Raw genomic sequence first — 284 nt, 5'->3', positions numbered from 1 at the left:
TGGAAGGATAAGAAGCCACAAAGCCAGTTGTAGTTATGCTTGTTATTTTGCAAAATATTTTATAAAAAGCCAGAATATCTTTCTAATCCATAGCGGGCATGTTCTTAACTTTATGACGTTGTTTTCTCAATAAAGTTTTTGCTCTTACTTGTAAATTAACATCCAATTCTAATGCAGCTGCATGTTTGAGACAAAGGATTGAAAAATAAGTGCTTTCCATTTTGTTGCAGCTTTTGTCTGCCAGATAGGGACAAGAACATTGCGTAATCTCTGAAATAGGGAAA

The 284-nt window shown here is 34.2% G+C and carries 1 pseudogene; it reads right to left on the bottom strand.

The annotated features are described in order from the left end of the window. Positions 1-82: 82 nt before the first annotated feature. Positions 83-284: pseudogene (locus ACFIO5_RS12650) on the bottom strand (integrase); the annotation flags it as partial.

This window comes from Bartonella sp. AA86SXKL (assembly GCF_042196885.1).
The sequence above is the reverse complement of the archived record's forward strand: the minus strand, read 5'-3'. Positions and strand labels throughout refer to the sequence as shown.